Here is an 18,357-nt window from a genome sequence, read left to right on the forward strand (position 1 = left end):
TGTTGGGGCTACCGCTTCCTAGGCAGCGAATATTTCCGGCATGTTTCCACTCCCGATGGCGCCAATGAGGCTCCCAGGTCGGACAGCTGTCGCCGCTATCAGGCGGAAATCACCGGCGCTCCCTCGAGATGCGATAGACCGCTGCGGGAGGAATGTTTCGCAAAGTCCTCCCGATGCGTGTCGCTCTCAGCCCGAGTTGATCCAGTATGAAGGCCGGCACGGGACAACGCGGACCGTAGGTGAACTGGTAGAAAGCGCCGTCATCCCTGAGATGCCAGAAGGCACCGGTCAGGATGGCGATAATTTTTGCCGTTGGCATCGACAGCAGCGGCAGGCCACTGACCACGGCTCCCACCTTGCCGTTTCGCCAATAGTCGACCGCGGTCAGATCGGCGGCGTCCACGCAAAGGATGCGGGCCTTCGGGAATCTCAGCCCGAGCATTGCCGCGAAGTTCGAGCCGACCTCGACAAGCGTCAGGTTCTTTTCCTGCACGCCTCGCGCCAGCAAAGCCCGGGTAAACACCCCCGTGCCAGGTCCCAGTTCGATGACGAAACCGGTGGAAGCATCGATTTCGCGGGTTATCAAACCGGCAAGTGCCGTGCCGGACGGCGCTACAGCGGCGACACCGAGGGGGTTTGCCATCCAGGCGCGGAGGAAAAGCATTGTATCGGCGGCGGTTTTTTTCATGGGATTCCATCGCGATCAAGGTTTGGCGGAGGCCGATTGGCGCAGCCGCCGATGCTTCGTTGTGCGGAGAGGAACGCCGGCCAACCCGGTCGACCTTCAGTCTCGACAAGGTTGGCCGGCACGGCGGATCCAACCCCGCCGGGGGGGCCGCCCGGTTCAGGGTTGAATACCCGGGCGATGAGGTTGGGAGCCGCCGCTTGCTCGTTGAGCCATCGGGTTTAGGAATTTCATTCCCAACGGTTCATCGAGGCAAGCTGTTCAAGTTGCTGTTGCGTCAGCACGGTCCGTAGCGCCGCAATTGCGGATCGGAGCCTCTCGGCCGCGGCGGCCTTTTCGATTTGCGCATCCGCCAGTTTCTGTTCCCGGTAAAAAGGGTCCTTCGGCCCGCGCGGATCGCTCTGCTCGTCCTGGTCACCCTGGGATTTGGCTGCCGGCATGAGCAAGCTTTGCAAGCTCGTCGTGTAGTCGCGCCACGCATCGAGCTGACCGGCCCTGATTCCGATGCGTGTTTCGATCGCGAACAGTTGCGCAGCCAGTTCGAGCGCGTCGGACTTGCGCCCTTTGGCATCGTCATCCCGGGCAAATTCCTTGCCCCGATCCCTGCGGGCATGGGGAATCTTCACGTCGTCAGCTCCATCGCCCATGGCGAAGACCGCCGCCGGCCTGTCCGGGCTGTCGCCACCAGCCAATGTTGGATGGGCGACCGAAGCCGCGGTCAGGGCAAGGGCAACAACAATGGATCGCATGGTGGCCTGTTCCTTCGTGCTTGCGATGGACAGACGTTAGAAACGCCACGTTTCCGCAATGTTTCCGCATGTTGCCGGATGATTTCATGCTGCCGAGGCGCATGGCCCGGCTATGGCGACGTGGTTACTTTCGGCACGAACATATAGCCCTCATTGCGTACCGTACGAATGAGGCTGTCCTCTCCCGCCTTCAGCTTGCGTCTAAGCCTGCTGACCTGGACATCGATCGCCCGGTCAAACGCTTCGCTGTCCGACCCGCGAGCGGCTATGAGCAGGTCGTTGCGGGAGAGGACGCGCCGCGGGCGATCCATGAACACCCGCAACACTTGAAACTCGCCGTCGGAAAGGTCGATAAGCACCCCCTTGCGATTGAACAGTTCATGCGTATCCAGATCGACACGGTACCCGGCAAAGAACAGGCTGCGGGCAGCTCTTCCAGTCTGTTCCGCCTGCGCAAGACCGTCCGCACATGCGCCAGAATCTCCTGCGCACTGCATGGCTTGGGCAGATAGCGGTCGGCGCCATGCTCCAGCCCGATTATCCGGTCGGTTTCCTCGCCAAGCGCGCTGAGCAGGATGACCGGCGGACCGCCGCTTTCCTCCAGGCGCCGGCACGCGGACAGACCGTCCTCGCCCGGCATCATGACATCCAGGATGACCACATCGACGGGCAGCCGCGCCAGAATACGCCGCATTTCAGAGGCGTTCGCGGCCGTGGCGACCTGATAGCCTCGCGCCCCCAGATTGGTGGCGAGCAGCGAGCGTATGCCCACATCGTCGTCAACGACGAGCAAGGTGGCCAATGGCCCCTCATCCTGAGTTGCGGTCATCATGGCATCTCAATTCGCATCCAAATGTGTTTGGAATGTTTCCGGGTTTTCGGCCCTGAAACGCTGCCGCCGCCAAGGGCGGCAAATTGCCTGAAATACCAGGGAAACAAACAGCAGCGAATGGACGAGGCGGCGGCAGGATCGAGCCGTTGAGCGGCATCGGGGCAAGCAATGAATGACATCCAAGGACGGGAAGGACCGCCGATAAAGTCCGAGAGCGACCCACCGCGCGTTGCGCGGCGCGGACTACCACTCTTCCTTCGTATCTTTGCCGTCACACTCGGTGCCGTTCTTTGCGCCCAGGCGCTCAACCTCGCCAGCGTTTTTCTGGTGCGTCTGCCCGAACCGCGAATCCACCAGTTGAGCGAGATTGCCGACGCGCTGAGTTCAGGACGGAGCCAGTCGCCGCAACTAAGGGTATCGGTGGGCGAGCCGCCCCCGGAAGCCGACCAGGACAAGCGCGACCTTGAAGTACGCGTCGGACTTGCCGAGCGTCTCGGCGTCGAGGAGCAGCAGGTTCGGGTGGTCATATCCAGGCCGCCACAATTCTACTACCAGAAGCAGATCGAGGGCCTCGAATCCGGGCGAACGGCCAAACCGTTCGAGGCGAAAGCCGGCGATGCCAGCCGCTCGGATCTGATCATCGGCAGCTTCACGGCTGCGCTTCGCCTGGCTGACGGCCGATGGCGGGTGATCAGCCCAACCGGCGGCACGATCGAACCATGGCAACGGCAATCCCTGCTGATGCTGGCAGGCACGCTGCTGATAGCCGCGCCGCTCGCCTGGATCATTTCACGGCGCATCGCAGCACCCGTCAATCTGTTTTCGGCAGCTGCCGAACGGCTGGGACGCGACCCGACGGTGCCGCCGCTCACCCCGATCAAGGGGCCGCCGGAGATTGCCGCGGCGGTGGTCGCTTTCAACACCATGCAGGCCCGGCTCAAGCGCTATGTCGACGACCGCACGACCATGGTGGCGGCAATCGCCCATGACCTGCGCACGCCGTTGATGCGGCTCACCTTGCTGCTGGAGGACGCGCCGGCCGGCATGAAACAGGCGGCAGATGCCGAGATCAAGGAGATGACCGAGCGCATTCGCAGCGCGCTCGGCTTCGTCCGCGATGGCACACAGCCTATCCGCCGCCAGCGACTCGAGCTGCGAACACTGATCGAGAGCGTGGTCGACGGAATGGCCGATCGCGGTGCCAGTGTCGCCATGCAGCCGGGCGCCGACGCCACAGTCGATGCCGATGTAGGCGGGTTACGGGCGCTCTTCACCAACCTGGTTGAAAACGCCGTTCGTTATGCCGGCGGAGCCGAGGTGACGCTGCGACAGAAGAACGAGCAGGTTCTCATCGAAATCGCAGACCGTGGACCAGGTCTCCCGGAAGGGGAACTCGAGCGCGTCTTCGAACCGTTCTACAGGCTGGAATCGTCCCGCAACCGAGACACTGGCGGCACGGGACTTGGCCTTGCCAGCGCAAGAGCGGTGGCGCGTGCGCATGGAGGAGACATCACCCTTCACAATCGGTTCGAAGGGGGGCTCATGGCTCTCGTCGTCGTGCCACTCTGTCGCGAGTAAAGCACGCCTGGCGTCTGCGCCGGACCTCGGAAATTCCCCGGAAACAATCAGCGGCTTGTTTCGATGAAATGCTTTTCAACGAAAGACCGCAGATGAAAATTACCGGCCCTTTGCGAGGCGCATCCATGTCGGGCACATGCCGCCGTTGCCCCAAGAGCATCAGCGACGATGGGTGGTGCCGATAGATGGCGGCTTTTCCTTATCTCAGCCAAACCCTTGAGCGGCTCGGGGAGGCTGTGGACCTTCCGTCGGTGTTCCTGGTGTCCTTTGTCGAGAAATTCTTGCCCCTTCTCCCGTCCTACGTGCTGTTTCCGGCGATAGGCATGGGAGCATCCGGTGAGGTCGACCTCCTGCTGCGGTGTCTCATCGCGACAATCGGCTCGGTCGGGGGAGCCGCCGGGTGGTATTGCGTCGGCGCGTTCGTTGGCCAGCGGCGCGTCCGCCGCCTGATCATGGGCTATGGCCATTGGATACTGTTGAAGCCTCAGCTCTACGATCGGATCGCGGCGTCCTATCAGGGACGACCGTTCCGCATCACGGTTGCGGGCCAGATGGTTCCGACAGTCCGGATCTTTCAGGCATTGCCGGCCGGCGTGCTCCGGCGACCCCTGCTGCCCTTCCTTGCAGCAACGGCGATCGGCGCCCAGTGCTGGATCACGCCTTTGGCGGCGGCTGGTTATCTGCTGCGTCGGCAAGGCTGGTCGGCACCCCAGATCGGCATGGGATTGTTCATCGCGCTTCTGACGATCGAGGCCGTGGCTTTGCTCATCGTCCTTGCCAAGGCGAGGCGACGAGGCAGTGCGTCCTGAACCGGGCTCCAGGTGCCTTGTCTTGCGATTACACGGAGCAGACCCGATGAATTGGTCATACGGGTATTACACCGAACTCAACTACACGCACGGCTACTACAGGCAAATGGGTCCAGCAGCGCTGCGGATGGCTTGCCTTTGCGGCGGGATCGAAGCGCAGCTTCCAGACCAGCCCGTCTATCTGGAACTGGGATTCGGCCAGGGGCTTTCCGTCAACATCCACGCGGCGGCCAACAGCGGGCGCTTCTGGGGAACCGACTTCAACCCGGGACAAGCCGCGCATGCGCGCGAGTTGGCGGACGCCTCCGGCGCCGATCTTCACCTGTTCGATGACTCGTTCGAGGAGTTTGCGGCCCGCACCGATCTGCCGGATTTCGACATCATCGCCCTTCATGGCATCTGGAGCTGGGTTTCGGAGGCCAACCGCAAGACGATCCTGGATCTTGTCCGGCGAAAGCTGCGTGTCGGCGGCCTTGTCTATGTCAGCTACAACTGCCTGCCCGGATGGGCGCCTGCTATCCCGGTGCGTCAGCTGATGACCCTGTACGGCGACTATGGCGGCGGGCAGATGTCCACTGCTGAAGGGACAATCGAAGGCGCTCTTAAATTCTCAACCGATGTGGCGCGAAATGGATCGGTCTATTTTCGTGACAATCCATCCGCAGCCCACCAGCTCCAACGCCTGTCGAAACAGAGCAGGAATTACATCGGGCATGAATATCTGGGTGCGGATTGGCATCTGGTCCACGTTTCCGACATGGCCCGCAGCCTTGAGGAGGCCAAGCTCAGCTTCGTTGGGTCCGCCCGCCTGCTGGACAGGATCGACGGCATGCATCTGACGCAGGACGGGCGCAAATTTCTGGATGGGATCGGACATCCCCTGTTGAAGGAAACGGTCCGGGACTACCTGGTCAACCAACGGTTTCGATGCGATCTGTTCGTCAAAGGCGCCAGACCTCTTACGGCGCCGAAACAGCGCGACGCATGGCGCGCGCAGCCATTCGTACTAACGACTTGCCATGAAGAGATACCCAAGACAATTACTGGTGCGCTGGGTGAGGTTGAGCTCCCTGAGAAGACCTATGATCCCGTGATAGATGTGTTGTCCGAAGATTGTTACAAGCCAAAACGCATTGACGAGTTGATGGCCAGCCGGAAGCTGTGTGGCATGAAAATGGAGGTCGTCATCGAAGTGCTGATGGTGCTCACTGGCGCAGGGTTCGTCAGCCCGGCCCAGACGCCTACGGAAGAAATCGTCGAACGGTGCCAGGCACTCAATCGTCATGTTTGCCAGCGAGCGCTCATGAGTACGGATATCGCCTACCTCGCCTCTCCGGTAACCGGCGGCGGCATCTTCGTCCCTCATATCTGCCAGCTGTTCATCCTGGCCTTGAACCAAGGCAAATCGGACGTCACCGAATTGGCGAGTTTCGTCTGGAACTTCCTAGACGGAGTTGGAGAGCGGCTAGTGAGAGACGGGAAGCGCGTGGAGTCCAAAGCAGAAAACATCAAGGAATTCAGTTGGCTGGCGAACAGGTTCCTGATCAGGACGCGCCCGTTGCTGCAGGCCTTAAAAGTCATATAAGGAATAATTCTGACATCCAATTCGTCAGAAATACCGTCAATCTTCCGACCGATCGCGTCTTGCCGCTGCGCCCGGGCAAGCGTCGATCGCTGATGTTTCATCACCATTCACCCGAAGCTACTCGAAGGAATAGGTGAAACCTTCCTTCGAGGCGCCGACGGTGACCTTTGTCATCTTCTCGCCCCCGAGCGAGCGGTTGAGCACGCCGCGGCTCAGTTCCGGCAGCAGCGTGTTGGTCAGGATGGCATCGATCATCCGGCCCCCGGATTCGATCTCGGTGCAGCGGGCCTTGACCAGATCCATGACACCGTCGCCGATCACCAATTCCGCGTCATTGGTTGCCCGCAGCCGACGAGCGATCTTGGCAAACTGGTGACGGGTAATCGCTTCGATCATTCCATCTGAAAGCGGATAGTAGGGAATGGTCACAACGCGTCCGAGGAATGCCGCAGGGAAGACCTTCAGCAATGGACTACGCAAGGCGGTATCCAGATCGTCGAGCCCGGCCCGCAGCGTGCCATTTTTTGTCCGGTCCATGATGACCTCGGAGCCGACATTCGAGGTGAGCAGGATCAGCGTGTTCTTGAAATCGATCCGCCGGCCCTCGCTGTCATCCATCATGCCCTTGTCGAAGACCTGGAAGAAGATTTCGTGCACGTCCGGATGCGCCTTCTCGACCTCGTCGAGCAGGATCACCGAATAGGGTTTTCTGCGCACCGCTTCGGTCAGGATGCCGCCCTTGCCATAGCCGACATAACCGGGCGGCGCGCCTTTGAGCGTCGAGACCGTATGCGCCTCCTGGAACTCGGACATGTTGATCGAGATCAGGTTCTGCTCGCCGCCATAGAGCGTTTCGGCCAGCGCCAATGCGGTCTCGGTCTTGCCGACGCCCGAGGGGCCGCAGAGCAGGAAGACGCCGACCGGCTTTTCCGGCGCGCCGAGCCCGGCGCGGCTGGTCTGCACGCGTTTGGCGATCATCTCCATGGCGTGATCCTGGCCGACGACCCGCTCCGAAAGCGTGGTGGCGAGCTTGAGCGCCTTTTCGGTCTGGCTGGACAGCATCCGTCCAGTCGGGATTCCGGTCCAGTCCTGGACCACGGCCGCCACCGCATTGCGATCGACGGACGGCAGGATCAGCGGTGTTTCGCCTTGCGCCTCGGCCAGTTCGGCCATCAGCTCGCGCAGCCGCGCAAGGTCGGCCGCCGGATCTGACGGCGCAGGATCGGCAACCGCCGGCGCCTCGGCCTTGGCTTTGGCCGCCTTGGTCTTCGTCGTTTCAGCCTTGGGCGGCTCGGTCTTGGGCACCTTGGTCTTTTCTGCGTCCGCCACTATCGTTTCGGTATCGGCCTCGGTGGTCGCCGCCGTATCGAGCGGCACGCCCTCGCCGCGCAGCCTTGCGCGCAGTTCGAGGATCTCGACGACCAGCGCCTTTTCGCGCTCCCAGCGCCCCTCGGCGGCGGCCAGCGTGGTCTCGGTTTCGGCGAGCCCGGCTTCAACGCGCGCCTGGCGGTCAGTCACCTCGATGCCGATCGCCGCCTCGCGGCCGATGATGCCGCGCTCGACCTCCAGCGCCTGGCGGCGGCGCATGATGTCCTCGACCTCGGCCGGCGTGGCGTGCTGCGATATGGCGACACGGGCGCAGGCGGTGTCGAGAAGGCTCACGGCCTTGTCAGGCAGTTGCCGTGCCGGGATGTAGCGATGCGACAGGCCGACCGCCGCCTCGATCGCCTCATCGAGTATCTGCACCTTGTGGTGCTGCTCCAGGACGCCGGCCACACCGCGCAACATGAGAACGGCCACCGCCTCCGACGGCTCGTCGATCTTGACCACCTGGAAACGGCGGGTCAGCGCCGGGTCTTTCTCGATGTGCTGCTTGTATTCGGCCCAGGTCGTTGCCGCGATGGTGCGAAGTTCGCCGCGCGCCAGCGCCGGCTTCAAGAGATTGGCGGCATCACCGGTTCCAGCAGCACCCCCGGCGCCGATCAGCGTGTGGGCTTCGTCGATGAACAGGATGACTGGCGTTTCGGACGACTGCACCTCATCGATGACGGCCTTCAGCCGTTTTTCGAATTCGCCCTTCACGCTGGCGCCCGCCTGCATCAATCCGACGTCTAGCATGCGCACGCTGACATTCTGCAGGGTGGGCGGCACGTCGCCCTGGGCGATGCGCAAGGCAAAGCCCTCGACGACGGCGGTCTTGCCGACCCCGGCCTCGCCGGTCAGGATCGGGTTGTTCTGCCGGCGCCGCATCAGGATGTCGACGATCTGCCGGATCTCCGGATCGCGGCCGACGACCGGATCGATCTTGCCGTCGCGGGCGCGCTGGGTCAGGTCGGTGGCGTATTTCGCCAGCGCCGAATCCCCGCCCGGAGCCCGCTTCGGCGCCTCCGGGCTGGAGACCGTGGTCGAGGCGCCGGCTTCGAGCGAGCCCTCCACGACATCGGCGAACCGCGCGATGACCGCGTCGGCGTCGATCTTGTCGAACTCGGCGCTGATCTTCGACAGCAGGCCTTCCAGCACCGGCGTCTTCAGACAAACAAGCAGAATATGGGCGCTGCGGACTTCCTCGACGCCGAACTCAAGCGTCGCAAGGTTCCAAGCTTCCTGGATGGCATGAAAGATATGGTCGGAGAATTCCTCGATCGAGGTGGCGCCATACGGCAGCTTGTCGACGGCGCGGGTCATATCCGCCGTGATCCGGCTCGCATCCACGCCCGCATCGGCGATGATCATCTGCACATCCGAGCGGTCTGAAAGCACCAGTTGCTCGATGAAATGGACGAGTTCGACATAGGGATTGCCGCGCAGTTTGGCGGTGTCGGCAGCAGCCTTGAAGGCGCGGACACCGACAGGATTGAGCTTGCCGACCAGTTCCTTGCGCTTGAAAGTCTGCGATGACCGGCGCTGTTCCATCGAACGTGCTCCTGCAGTCTGCCAGCCGATAAACTGCCACATAAGCCGTCACTTGACAAAGCGCGTGGCGGGCCGATGTCGCGATGCCCGGTTTAGCCGGCTCCTTTCCATTTGTGGAAAGTCCCGCACCACCGGCTGCAAACAGCCACTGACTTGGGCGCTGCTCCGCAATGCGGTTCGCCTGCAGCTTCGGCAACCACACCAAGGATTCCGGCACTCTGGCGACGATTGCGTTTAGCCTCTGTTAATTTTTGAGCCGTCCTTGAATTGTGGTAAAGTGCAACCGTGTGATAACGTCGCGTCACTTACGGTTTGAGGTCGGTCGCTGGGGGTTTGAGTGATTGATGCCGCGCTCTGGCTTAGCCCGCTCGACGGTGGAAACCCGTCAGGGGAGGATTTGCGCAACGACCCGGCTTTTCATGAGCTGGAGCGCCTGACCGAGCCCGAGGTCAAGGTCGTCCACGACGGCAACAACAAGCCCACGTCGCAAAGCACCATTCCGGTCGACTGGTCCGCGGTACTGGCAAGAGCGGCGGACTTGCGCGCGCATGGCCGGGACCTTCGCCTGCTGGTCATCGTCACGCGTGCGCTGGCCAATGAAGACGGACTGGCCGGGCTCGCGCAGGGTCTGACGCTCATTGCGCAGACCTTTGATCAGCATTGGGAAACCATGCATCCAGCCCTGCGGCCAAACGCTTCGCCCCGCGATGCCGCCTTGCGCCGTATCAACGCGCTGCTCGACCTGCAGAATGGTCAGGACGGGTTGTTGGCGAATCTCAGGCAAATGATTTTCTTTACGCCCCGCTCGATCGGGCCGATCAGCGGACGCGACCTCGAACAAAGCGCGCTCGACGACCGCGTCATGCTCCAGGAAGCCGCCTCGGGATTGAACACGGCGGAAAAGGCCGCGCTGGTCAGCGCGCACGGACAATTGTTGAACCGGGTGCGTGCCGGATGTGCGGCACAGATCGATCAGGCCGGTGCGGAGATGGTCTCGCTGGTCGCCGACGCCCGGGCGGCGATCGCAGCCCTTGACGCGGTCGAAACGGCGCTGAACGCCCGCCTCGAAGGCGGCGGCGCTCCCGTTCCGGAATTAAAGCGGTTTCTGCAGCGTTTGCTGACGACCCTCGAACGGAATTCGGCAGCCGGCACCGTGGCGAATGGCGCTGCCAAGCCGCCCACGCCGGCAGAACCAGCAACGCCTGCTCGAAACGGTCATGGAGCCGAGACTATGGCAAGTGCGGCAAGCTACACGGACTCGAGCACGGGGCTTCCCGACCGGATTTCCTCGCGCGACGACGTGGTGAAATGCCTCGACCTGGTCGTCGCCTTCTATGACCGCACCGAACCGTCGAGCCCGATACCGCATCTGGCGCGGCGCGTGCGCCGCATGGTGCACATGGATTTCGTTGAACTGATGGAAGATCTCGCCCCGTCGGGGCTGAAGGAATTCCGGCTCCTTGCCGGCGTTCCCGATGTCAAGAAGACGGCTCAGAAGGATGAAAGGTAACAGCACATGCCAGCCGAAAGCAAAGCGAAGGTCATCGAACGAAATCGCGCGCCGCGGGTGCAGATCGCCTACGACGTGGAAACCTACGGTAGCCCGACGACGATCGAATTGCCGTTTGTGATGGCCGTGATGGCCGACCTTTCCGGCGCTTCGCAGACCAAGGAAGCATCAAAATCGGTGCTGGACCGATCCTTCGTCGAGACCGACGCCAACCGCTTCCCCAAATTCATGGAGGCGCTCGGGCCCCGCGTCAAAGCCCGGGTGAAGAACACGCTGCCGCAGGCCGAAGGCCAGGAGCGCGACGAGGAACTGGCGCTCGATCTCACCTTCACCAAGATGGGTGATTTCGCTCCGGACAAGGTCGCCGAGCAGGTGCCGCAACTGGCCGAGATCCTCAAGATGCGCCGCCAGCTCGAGGAACTGCTCGGCTTCATGGATGGCCGCGTCGACGCCGAAAAACGCATCGCGCAGCTTCTGAACAATGAGCCACTTCTTGGCAAGATCGCCAGCCAGGCACTGGCCGACGACGACAAGGCAGGGGAGTAAACCATGGCCGAACAGCAAAAGACCGCCGCCGTCACCGCCGAGGCCGAAGCCATAAACCTCGACGAATTCAGCGGGCTCCTCGAGAAGGACTTCAAGGTCAAGAAGGACGACAGCGAGAAGCTGCAGCAACTCGTGCGCAATCTCGCGCTGGCAGCACAATCGCGTTCCGACACCACGACCATTTCGTCCAATGCGATCAAGTCGATCAAGTCGCTGATCGCCGGCATCGACAAGATGCTGACGACACAGGTCAACGAGATCCTGCACGCACCGGAAGTGCGCGAGATGGAAGGCACGTGGCGCGGCCTCTGGTATCTCGTCAACAACACCGAGACGGATCAGAAGCTGAAGATCCGGGTGATGAACATCTCCAAGGAGCAGCTGGCCGACACGCTCGAGGACTATGAAGGCCAGATGTGGGACCAGAGCCCGATCTTCAAGAAAGTCTATACGGACGAGTATTCGATGCTGGGCGGCGAGCCGATCGGCTGTGTGATCGGCGCCTATGAATTCTCCAACCACCCGCGCGACGTCGGCCTGCTGCGCAACATCTCCGGCATCTGCGCCTCGGCGCACACGCCGTTCATCGCGGCCGCCTCGCCGCGCTTGTTTCGCATGGACAGCTGGCAGGAATTGCCCAACCCGCAAGACCTGCAGCAGATCGTCTCCAACCCGGCCTATGCCTCGTGGCAGTCGCTGCGCGAGAGCGAGGACGCCCGCTATATCGGCCTGACCATGCCGCGCGTTCTGGCCAGGCTGCCCTATGGCACCGATACCGTTCCGGTGAAGGGCTTCACCTTCGAGGAAGAGGTGCAGGGCGATCACAACAAATATGTCTGGATGAACGCCGCCTTCCCGATGGGCGTCAACATCAACCGCAGCCACAAGCTGTTTGGCTGGGGCACGCAGATCCGCGGCGTCGAGAATGGCGGCACGGTGCTCAATTTGCCGGTGCACAGCTTCCCGACCGACGATGGCTCGATCGCGATGAAATGCCCGACCGAAGTCGCCATCGACGACCGGCGCGAGGCCGAACTGGCCAAGCTCGGTCTGATGCCGATCCTGCACCGGAAAAACACCGATCTGGCGGCCTTCATCGGCGCCCATTCACTGCAGGACGACGAGACGCGGGCGGGACGGCTGGTCGACCCCGACGCCCAGTCGAATGAGCGCCTGAGCGCCAACCTGCCTTACCTCTTCCCGGTCTCGCGCTTCGCGCACTACCTCAAGGCCATTGCGCGCGACAAGGTCGGTTCGTTCAAGGAACGCTCCGACATGCAGATCTGGCTGACCGAGTGGATCAACCGCTACGTGCTGGCCAACCCGGCCTTCGCCGACGACAAGGCGCGCGCCAAGCGCCCGCTTGCCGCGGCCGAAGTCCAGGTAGACAGCGTCGAAGGACGGCCGGGCTACTACAACGCCCGCTTCTATCTGCGTCCGCATTACCAGTTGGAAGGCATCAACGCCTCGCTGCGGCTGGTATCGGAACTGCCGTCCGTGAAGACCTGATTTGCAGCAACCAGACCTTGTTTTGTTTGAAAGCGGTGGAGAAAGACAATGCCAGTCAAGATCGATGGTTTTCTGAAGGTTCCCGATATCAAGGGCCCAAGCACCCGCGACGGCCACTCGGACGAAATCGAAATCCATGGCGTCGACTACAAGATGGTCGCACCCTATGACCCGAATTCGCTCTCACGCCGTGGCCGCGTGTCCATGGGCATGATCAAGTTCATCAAGCACTACGACAAGTCCTCGCCCTATCTGAAAAAGGCATTGTTCGAGAACAAGGCGCTCGATGAAGTGGTGTTCTCCGCACGGCGGACCATCGATGGCGAGACCAAGGATTATCTGGTCGTGACGCTCACCGACGCCTCGATCATGGAATACGACATGTCGCAGGCCGAGGATGAGGAGGACCTGATCCAGGAAGAGGTCAGCTTCGCCTACAAGAAGATCAAGTTCGTCTATGACGGCAATGATGAAGCCGAAATGGATGTCTATGTCGGCAAGTGAGGTTCGGCGGCCCGGCGCGGGCAAGCAACAGATCGCGGGCAGCCTGCGGGCGAAAAGCGAGGCGGTCCAGCCGTCGCTGTGGGATCGCCTCGTCAACGACCTGCCGGGCCTGACCTCGGAGATAGACGGGCTGCGCCATGTCCTGCTGGACGAGCTTGGCGCGGACCGTCTCGAAACCCTCGTTGCCGGCAGTGCGCGGACTATCGACGCCGATGCGGAGCTGACGCCGGATCAGAAACGGCGTCTGCATCGCCTGGCCTTTCAGACCCAACACCGCGTCGAGATCGAAAGCCGAGGCGTGGTGGTATCGGCCCGCGTGCTCAGGGAAGCGGTGCGGCGCGACATCGAGGCTCTGTTCAACACCGAGCGCTTCGAGGCCACGCCGCTGCTTTCCGACCTGGAAAACGAGCAGATGGCGGACAATCCGCCGTCGCTCGCCGATTTTCCGGAAGTGCGCCGAAGCGTGGTCAATTACGGCGTGCCGTCCTTCTCGGGCCGGTCGTCCCGCGACTTCGACCGCGACGTGCTGGCGCGCGAAATCCGCTCGGTGCTCGCCACCTTCGAGCCTCGCCTCAAGGAAAGCGCGACGAAGGTTACCGTCACCCTGGGCGACAAGACCGTGGGCCTGAAGATCGAGATCGACGCCGTGCTGATCATGACGCCCACACCGGAACGCATGCGCCTGCGCACCACGATCAATCTCGACAACGGCTTGGCGCGGACCGAAATTAGGGACGCCTGAGATGGATCGGGTTTTCGTCGAATATTACGAGGAGGAACTGACCCATATCCGCGGCCTTGCGGCGGAATTTGCCGACATGCATCCGGCGGTGGCGCGCAACCTCTCGCTCGATACGGTGCCCTGCCCGGATCCCTATGTCGAACGGCTGCTGGACGGCGTCGCCTTCCTCGCCGCGCGCACCCGGCTGAAAGTCGACGCCGAACGCTCGCGATTTTCGCGCAGCGTGCTCGATGTCCTCTATCCCGATCTGGTCACACCGGCGCCGGCGACGGCGATGGCCGTGCTGAAACCCGGCCAGCAGGTGCAGACCATGCCCGCCGGCCACGTCGTCAAGCGCAACACACGGCTGGTCTCCAGCCTGCAACCCGGCCTGTCGACGCGTTGCACTTTCTCCACCGCGCAGGACATGACGCTGTGGCCGATAGCGATCAATTCGGTCAGCTATTTTCAGGATCGCAGCGCGCTGGCCTCGGCCGGCATCGGACCGGTCGGCGGCATCGCCGGCGAGGCGGCGCTGCGTCTGGCGCTTTCGCGGACCGGAAAAGGCAAACTCGACGAATTGGCGCTCGACCAGCTTGACCTCTATTTTGCCGGACGCACCAAGGCGCCGCTTCTGTTCGACGCGATCTTCGGCGCCTGCGTGGCCATTGGCGCACGGCCGGAAGGCAAGACCAACCGGCTGTCGCCCTTGCCGGCACCCGAAATGGTCGGCATCAGCGACGACGAGGCCCTGATGCCGCGTACCCGCCCGACATTCGAAGGCTACCGGCTGCTGCGCGAATACTTCGTCATGCCGGAGCGCTTTCACTATGTGCGGGTCTCAGGCCTGCAGCCGGTGGTGCGCAAATGCGAGGCCGGACTGGAGATCATCTTCCTGTTCCGCCGCCCGGTGCCCGAACTCGCCGACCTGACGCCGGCGGATTTCGAGCTTTTCGCGACGCCGATCATCAATCTGTTCGAGCGTGAGTGCAACGTCGTCGAGCTCGATCAGCGCAAGACGCGGCAGGTGCTGCACGCCGACCGCACGCGGGCGCGCGACTTCGAGATCTATCGTGTGCTCCGCGTCGAGGATGCCGACAGTGAAGGCAGCGACGCCGAGATACCGGAGTTGTTCAGCCTCGGGCAGAACCGCGGCAGTGGCTGGGTCTATTCGACGGAACGGCGCCCACGCCGGGCGACGGAGGATGAGCGGAGCGACGGCCTGACCCGCACGTCATACACCGGCGACGATGTTTTCCTGGCCGTATCCCGGCCGCTCGCAAGTCCCGCGAACCGGCCGTTGAAGCGTCTCGACATCATGGCGCTTTGCACCAACCGTGACCTACCGATCCTCGATGACAATCCGACCTTGACGCTGGAGGCCGGCGACCCGGTTGAATCCGTGCGGCTGCTCGGTGCGCTACGTCCGCCGCAGCCGGCCATCCCCGCGGCGCTGCCCACAGGGGCCGATGGTGAATCCCGGGCCGACGATCTCGCCTGGCGACTGGTGGCGCAGCTCGCGCTCAATTTCTTGAGCCTCGCCAAGGAAGGCCGCGGCGTCGATCCGCTGCATGCATTGCTCGATCTTTATGCCGACCGCGGCGATCCGAGCCTTGCCCGCAACGTGCATTCGATCGTGCGCATCGACTCGCGGTCGGTGATCGAACGGCTGCAGATCGACGGGCCGATGTGCTTCGGGCGCGGCACGGAAGTGACGTTGCATGTCGATCAGTCGGTGCTGGCAGGGCAAAGCACCTTGCTGCTTTCGGCCTTGCTGGCGCGGCTGTTTGCCCGTCATGCCGGAATAAACGGCTTCGTGCGAACCCGCACGCGGCTGCTGCAGAAGCAGGAGGATGTGCCATGGCCGATGACGCCCGGCAATCGCTACCTGATCTAGATAGGACACCTGATCTGGACAAGACCGGGCGGGACCGGGCCGAAGGCCTGTCTGAAGCGTTCGACTTTTTCGAACTGCTGCGCCGTCTCGAACAGCGAAGCGGCCTGTTCGGCCATTCCGGACGCCCCGACCGCGAGCCGGCACGGCTTGGCCAGCATGTGCGCCTCGCCTTTTCCGCTCGGGACCTGGTTCAATTCCGCGAAGCCAGCGACAAGGCGCCGGCGCGGGTCACGGTTGCAAATCTCGGTCTGCTGGGGCCTGAAGGCCCAATGCCGCTGCATCTGACGCGCTGGGTGCTCGACCGTCTGTCGCAGCGCTGGTTCGCCGGCGCCGACGCACAGCAGACCAGCGACACGACCTTCGTGGACTTCGTCAACATCCTTCAGCACCGCATGATTGCCCTCTACTACCGGGCCTGGGCGGATGCGCACCCCGCGGTCCAGATCGAGCGCGCGGTCGGCGGCCGCGTTCGGGCCATGCTGGAAGCGATGGCGGGGATCGGGCTTCCCGGCACCCAGAACCCTGACCTCGACACCGTCAAGCTCCGCCAGGCGGCGTCGCTCGCCAGCCAGGTCGACGGGCCGGAACGGCTGACTCTGTTCCTGGCGGAAGCGTTCAAGGTGCCGGTCCAGATCAAGGAGTTCATCGCCGCCTGGATAACCATCCCGACCGGGCTGCAGACCCGCCTCGCCAAAGCCTATGCGGGGCTCGGCCGGGGGGCGACAATCGGCCCGCGCGTTTTCAACCGCCAAAGCAGGATCGAGCTGCGGGTCGGCCCTCTCGGTTTCGAGGAGTTCAAGGCGTTCCTGCCGGGAGGCTCGCGCCTCAAACTGTTCAAGCAGGCCGTCCGCGACATGGTCGGAGAGACGCTCGACGTCGACCTGCGCATCGTGCTGGCGCGTGAAGCGGTGCCGCCGCCGCGCATCGGAGCGGTCCAGCTCGGCCGGACCGCCTGGCTTGCGCGGCCTGCCGAAAGGGGCGATGCTGACGATCTGCGGCTGCGGACAATTGTCGGATGGCGGCCGGAAATGGCGGGGGTCGCGGCATGAGCCTGCTGCTGACGCTGGAGCAAGGGCCACGCACCCAGGCGGTACGGCAGACCCGGCTGGACGAAGGCGAGCTGGTGATCGGCCGCAGCGCCGACGCAGGCTGGCAGATCAACGATCCCGACATGTTCGTTTCCCGCGCCCATTGCAAGATCACGGGCGGGCGAGACGGCTATTTCGTCACCGACACGTCGAGCAGCGGGCTGTACATAAACGACTCCGACAGTCCGCTCGGTGCCGGCCAGTCGACGCGCCTTCAAAGCGGCATGCGGCTGAGACTGGGCGACTATGTCGTCTATGTCGACCTGCAGGCGCCAACCGCCCAGGCACCTGCCGCCAGCCAGCCGGTTTCCGAACGCTTGCCGCCGGCATCGCGAGCGCCGCTAAGCATCGGCAATGACGACTTCTTTTCCGCCAAGGTCGAGGAGGAGCCGCGACGGCCACGTCCGGCCGATCTGCCCAACCCGTTCGAGCAGCCGGTTGCTGGCGCGTTCGAGCGTGCCGCCTCCAGCCAGCGCAGCTCGCCTGCTTTCGATGACCCGTTCAGCCTCGATCCGGTGTCGACGCCTGTGTCGGCGGGCCTTGGCCCTCGTCCCGAAACTGGCAACACACCAAGCTTCGCGGATCCGTTCAGCCTCGACCCGGTGCCTTCTGTTAACCGCCCAACCGAACCCGCCGCCGGAAAGCCATCCGAATTCAAGGATGACTTTGGTTTTGGACCAGCGGCCGTTTCCAGTTCGGCAAACGGCGTCGGCTCGAACGGACAGCGTGAGCGCATCGCCCCACGAGCACAATCCGCCAATCCCTGGGATCTGCCTGTGCAGGCAGCAGACGCCCCGCCTCCAGCGCGCACTGGTGCTGCCGCCAAACCCGCCCGCATGCCGGCAGCGGCACAGCTGGGCGACATGGCGCTTCGCTCCGCATTCCTGCACGGCATGGGCGTCGAGGAAGCCGATTTCCCCGGGCGCGACAGCATCGCGGAAATGGAGAAGTTCGGCCGCGAATACCGGCTGATGATGGAAGGCCTGATGCAACTTCTGCGCAAGCGGGCCGAGGAAAAGGGCAACGCCCGCGTCGCCCAGACCATGGTCGGGGCTTCGGAAGTCAATCCGCTCAAGTTCCTGCCGACGGTCGACGACGCCATCGTCACGCTTATCGCCGAGCGCAGCCCCGGCTTTCTCGCCGGCGAAGCGGCTATCGCCGACGCGGTCCGCGATCTCGCGCAACATCACGTGCGCGCCTGGCGCGGCGTGCAGGCCGCCCTGCGGCGGATGGTCGACCGTTTTGACCCGGCAGTGATCGAGGAAGAGCTGAAATCGAATTCGGCGCTCGGCACCCTGTTTTCGGGCGGGCGCGGCGCAAAGCTGTGGGAGCTCTACCAGAAACGCCATCGTGAAATCGCCGAGAGCGCGGAGAAAAGCTTTCTCGGCGAAATCGGCGCCGATTTTCGGGACGCATATGAGGAGGAGTGAG

At 63.2% G+C, this 18,357-nt stretch carries 16 protein-coding genes; 11 read left to right on the plus strand and 5 right to left on the minus strand.

Annotated elements, in window-relative coordinates:
• Positions 1-109: 109 nt before the first annotated feature.
• The 4 genes from AC0V7N_RS32720 to AC0V7N_RS32735 all read right to left on the minus strand — a co-directional run bounded on the left by AC0V7N_RS32720 (position 110) and on the right by AC0V7N_RS32735 (position 2,236).
• Positions 110-688: a class I SAM-dependent methyltransferase gene (locus tag AC0V7N_RS32720; protein WP_496627536.1), complete on the minus strand. Its 579-nt coding sequence runs from the start codon at positions 686-688 to the stop codon at positions 110-112.
• Between the two features lie 227 nt (positions 689-915).
• On the minus strand, positions 916-1,434 hold the full coding sequence (locus AC0V7N_RS32725; RefSeq protein ID WP_475452360.1) for a hypothetical protein: 519 nt from the start codon (positions 1,432-1,434) through the stop codon (positions 916-918).
• Positions 1,435-1,544: 110 nt separating this feature from the next.
• Positions 1,545-1,745 carry a winged helix-turn-helix domain-containing protein gene (locus AC0V7N_RS32730; protein ID WP_496627537.1) on the minus strand — a complete coding sequence of 67 codons (201 nt, stop codon included), beginning with the start codon at positions 1,743-1,745 and terminating at the stop codon, positions 1,545-1,547.
• Positions 1,700-2,236: a response regulator gene (locus tag AC0V7N_RS32735; protein ID WP_496627538.1), complete on the minus strand. Its 537-nt coding sequence runs from the start codon at positions 2,234-2,236 to the stop codon at positions 1,700-1,702. Before AC0V7N_RS32735 ends, AC0V7N_RS32730 begins: the two co-directional genes overlap by 46 nt.
• A 198-nt stretch (positions 2,237-2,434) precedes the next feature.
• Here AC0V7N_RS32735 and AC0V7N_RS32740 point away from each other — a divergent pair, with 198 nt between their 5' ends.
• The 3 genes from AC0V7N_RS32740 (at position 2,435) to AC0V7N_RS32750 (ending at position 6,238) form a co-directional block, all read left to right on the plus strand.
• Positions 2,435-3,844 (plus strand): HAMP domain-containing sensor histidine kinase, encoded by a 1,410-nt coding sequence (locus AC0V7N_RS32740; RefSeq protein WP_475452362.1) that lies wholly within the window; start codon positions 2,435-2,437, stop codon positions 3,842-3,844.
• A gap of 185 nt (positions 3,845-4,029) precedes the next feature.
• Entirely contained in the window at positions 4,030-4,653 is a 624-nt protein-coding gene (locus AC0V7N_RS32745; RefSeq protein ID WP_475452363.1) for a DedA family protein, read from the plus strand.
• A 46-nt stretch (positions 4,654-4,699) separates the two neighbouring features.
• The gene (locus AC0V7N_RS32750; RefSeq protein WP_475452364.1) at positions 4,700-6,238 is read left to right on the plus strand and encodes a methyltransferase regulatory domain-containing protein; all 1,539 of its coding nucleotides are present in this window, start codon (positions 4,700-4,702) and stop codon (positions 6,236-6,238) included.
• Between the two features lie 117 nt (positions 6,239-6,355).
• Here AC0V7N_RS32750 and tssH read toward each other — a convergent pair whose 3' ends face one another.
• Positions 6,356-9,151 (minus strand): type VI secretion system ATPase TssH, encoded by a 2,796-nt coding sequence (gene tssH, locus AC0V7N_RS32755; RefSeq protein WP_496627539.1) that lies wholly within the window; start codon positions 9,149-9,151, stop codon positions 6,356-6,358.
• A gap of 337 nt (positions 9,152-9,488) precedes the next feature.
• Here tssH and tssA point away from each other — a divergent pair, with 337 nt between their 5' ends.
• Genes tssA through tagH form a run of 8 tightly spaced genes read left to right on the plus strand, consistent with a single transcriptional unit; the run spans position 9,489 to position 18,356 of the window.
• Positions 9,489-10,661, plus strand: coding sequence for a type VI secretion system protein TssA (tssA, locus tag AC0V7N_RS32760; protein WP_475452365.1), 1,173 nt, complete (start codon positions 9,489-9,491; stop codon positions 10,659-10,661).
• A gap of 6 nt (positions 10,662-10,667) precedes the next feature.
• The gene (gene tssB, locus AC0V7N_RS32765) at positions 10,668-11,207 is read left to right on the plus strand and encodes a type VI secretion system contractile sheath small subunit (protein WP_023767752.1); all 540 of its coding nucleotides are present in this window, start codon (positions 10,668-10,670) and stop codon (positions 11,205-11,207) included.
• Positions 11,208-11,210: 3 nt separating this feature from the next.
• Complete coding sequence (tssC, locus tag AC0V7N_RS32770) at positions 11,211-12,716, plus strand: type VI secretion system contractile sheath large subunit (protein ID WP_172351722.1); 1,506 nt, start codon at positions 11,211-11,213, stop codon at positions 12,714-12,716.
• Positions 12,717-12,764: 48 nt separating this feature from the next.
• Positions 12,765-13,220: an Hcp family type VI secretion system effector gene (locus AC0V7N_RS32775; protein ID WP_027042794.1), complete on the plus strand. Its 456-nt coding sequence runs from the start codon at positions 12,765-12,767 to the stop codon at positions 13,218-13,220.
• Positions 13,207-13,962 carry a type VI secretion system baseplate subunit TssE gene (gene tssE / locus AC0V7N_RS32780; RefSeq protein WP_475460606.1) on the plus strand — a complete coding sequence of 252 codons (756 nt, stop codon included), beginning with the start codon at positions 13,207-13,209 and terminating at the stop codon, positions 13,960-13,962. The genes AC0V7N_RS32775 and tssE overlap by 14 nt, the downstream gene beginning before the upstream one ends.
• Position 13,963: 1 nt before the next feature.
• On the plus strand, positions 13,964-15,838 hold the full coding sequence (gene tssF / locus AC0V7N_RS32785) for a type VI secretion system baseplate subunit TssF (RefSeq protein ID WP_475452366.1): 1,875 nt from the start codon (positions 13,964-13,966) through the stop codon (positions 15,836-15,838).
• Complete coding sequence (tssG, locus tag AC0V7N_RS32790; RefSeq protein WP_475452367.1) at positions 15,802-16,887, plus strand: type VI secretion system baseplate subunit TssG; 1,086 nt, start codon at positions 15,802-15,804, stop codon at positions 16,885-16,887. Before tssF ends, tssG begins: the two co-directional genes overlap by 37 nt.
• Entirely contained in the window at positions 16,884-18,356 is a 1,473-nt protein-coding gene (tagH, locus tag AC0V7N_RS32795; protein WP_496627542.1) for a type VI secretion system-associated FHA domain protein TagH, read from the plus strand. The genes tssG and tagH overlap by 4 nt, the downstream gene beginning before the upstream one ends.
• The last annotated feature ends 1 nt before the right edge of the window (position 18,357 follow it).

This window comes from Mesorhizobium kamtschaticum (assembly GCF_056174585.1).

Excerpts from the sequence above, each read along its gene's own strand:
- tssH (WP_496627539.1), bottom strand. The coding sequence starts at position 9,151 with ATGGAACAGCGCCGGTCATCGCAGACTTTCAAGCGCAAGGAACTGGTC.
- tssC (WP_172351722.1), top strand. The coding sequence starts at position 11,211 with ATGGCCGAACAGCAAAAGACCGCCGCCGTCACCGCCGAGGCCGAAGCC.
- AC0V7N_RS32730 (WP_496627537.1), bottom strand. The coding sequence starts at position 1,745 with ATGGATCGCCCGCGGCGCGTCCTCTCCCGCAACGACCTGCTCATAGCC.
- AC0V7N_RS32775 (WP_027042794.1), top strand. The coding sequence starts at position 12,765 with ATGCCAGTCAAGATCGATGGTTTTCTGAAGGTTCCCGATATCAAGGGC.
- AC0V7N_RS32750 (WP_475452364.1), top strand. The coding sequence starts at position 4,700 with ATGAATTGGTCATACGGGTATTACACCGAACTCAACTACACGCACGGC.
- AC0V7N_RS32720 (WP_496627536.1), bottom strand. The coding sequence starts at position 688 with ATGAAAAAAACCGCCGCCGATACAATGCTTTTCCTCCGCGCCTGGATG.
- AC0V7N_RS32740 (WP_475452362.1), top strand. The coding sequence starts at position 2,435 with ATGAATGACATCCAAGGACGGGAAGGACCGCCGATAAAGTCCGAGAGC.
- AC0V7N_RS32745 (WP_475452363.1), top strand. The coding sequence starts at position 4,030 with ATGGCGGCTTTTCCTTATCTCAGCCAAACCCTTGAGCGGCTCGGGGAG.
- AC0V7N_RS32725 (WP_475452360.1), bottom strand. The coding sequence starts at position 1,434 with ATGCGATCCATTGTTGTTGCCCTTGCCCTGACCGCGGCTTCGGTCGCC.
- tssG (WP_475452367.1), top strand. The coding sequence starts at position 15,802 with ATGGCCGATGACGCCCGGCAATCGCTACCTGATCTAGATAGGACACCT.
- tagH (WP_496627542.1), top strand. The coding sequence starts at position 16,884 with ATGAGCCTGCTGCTGACGCTGGAGCAAGGGCCACGCACCCAGGCGGTA.
- tssB (WP_023767752.1), top strand. The coding sequence starts at position 10,668 with ATGCCAGCCGAAAGCAAAGCGAAGGTCATCGAACGAAATCGCGCGCCG.
- tssF (WP_475452366.1), top strand. The coding sequence starts at position 13,964 with ATGGATCGGGTTTTCGTCGAATATTACGAGGAGGAACTGACCCATATC.
- tssE (WP_475460606.1), top strand. The coding sequence starts at position 13,207 with ATGTCGGCAAGTGAGGTTCGGCGGCCCGGCGCGGGCAAGCAACAGATC.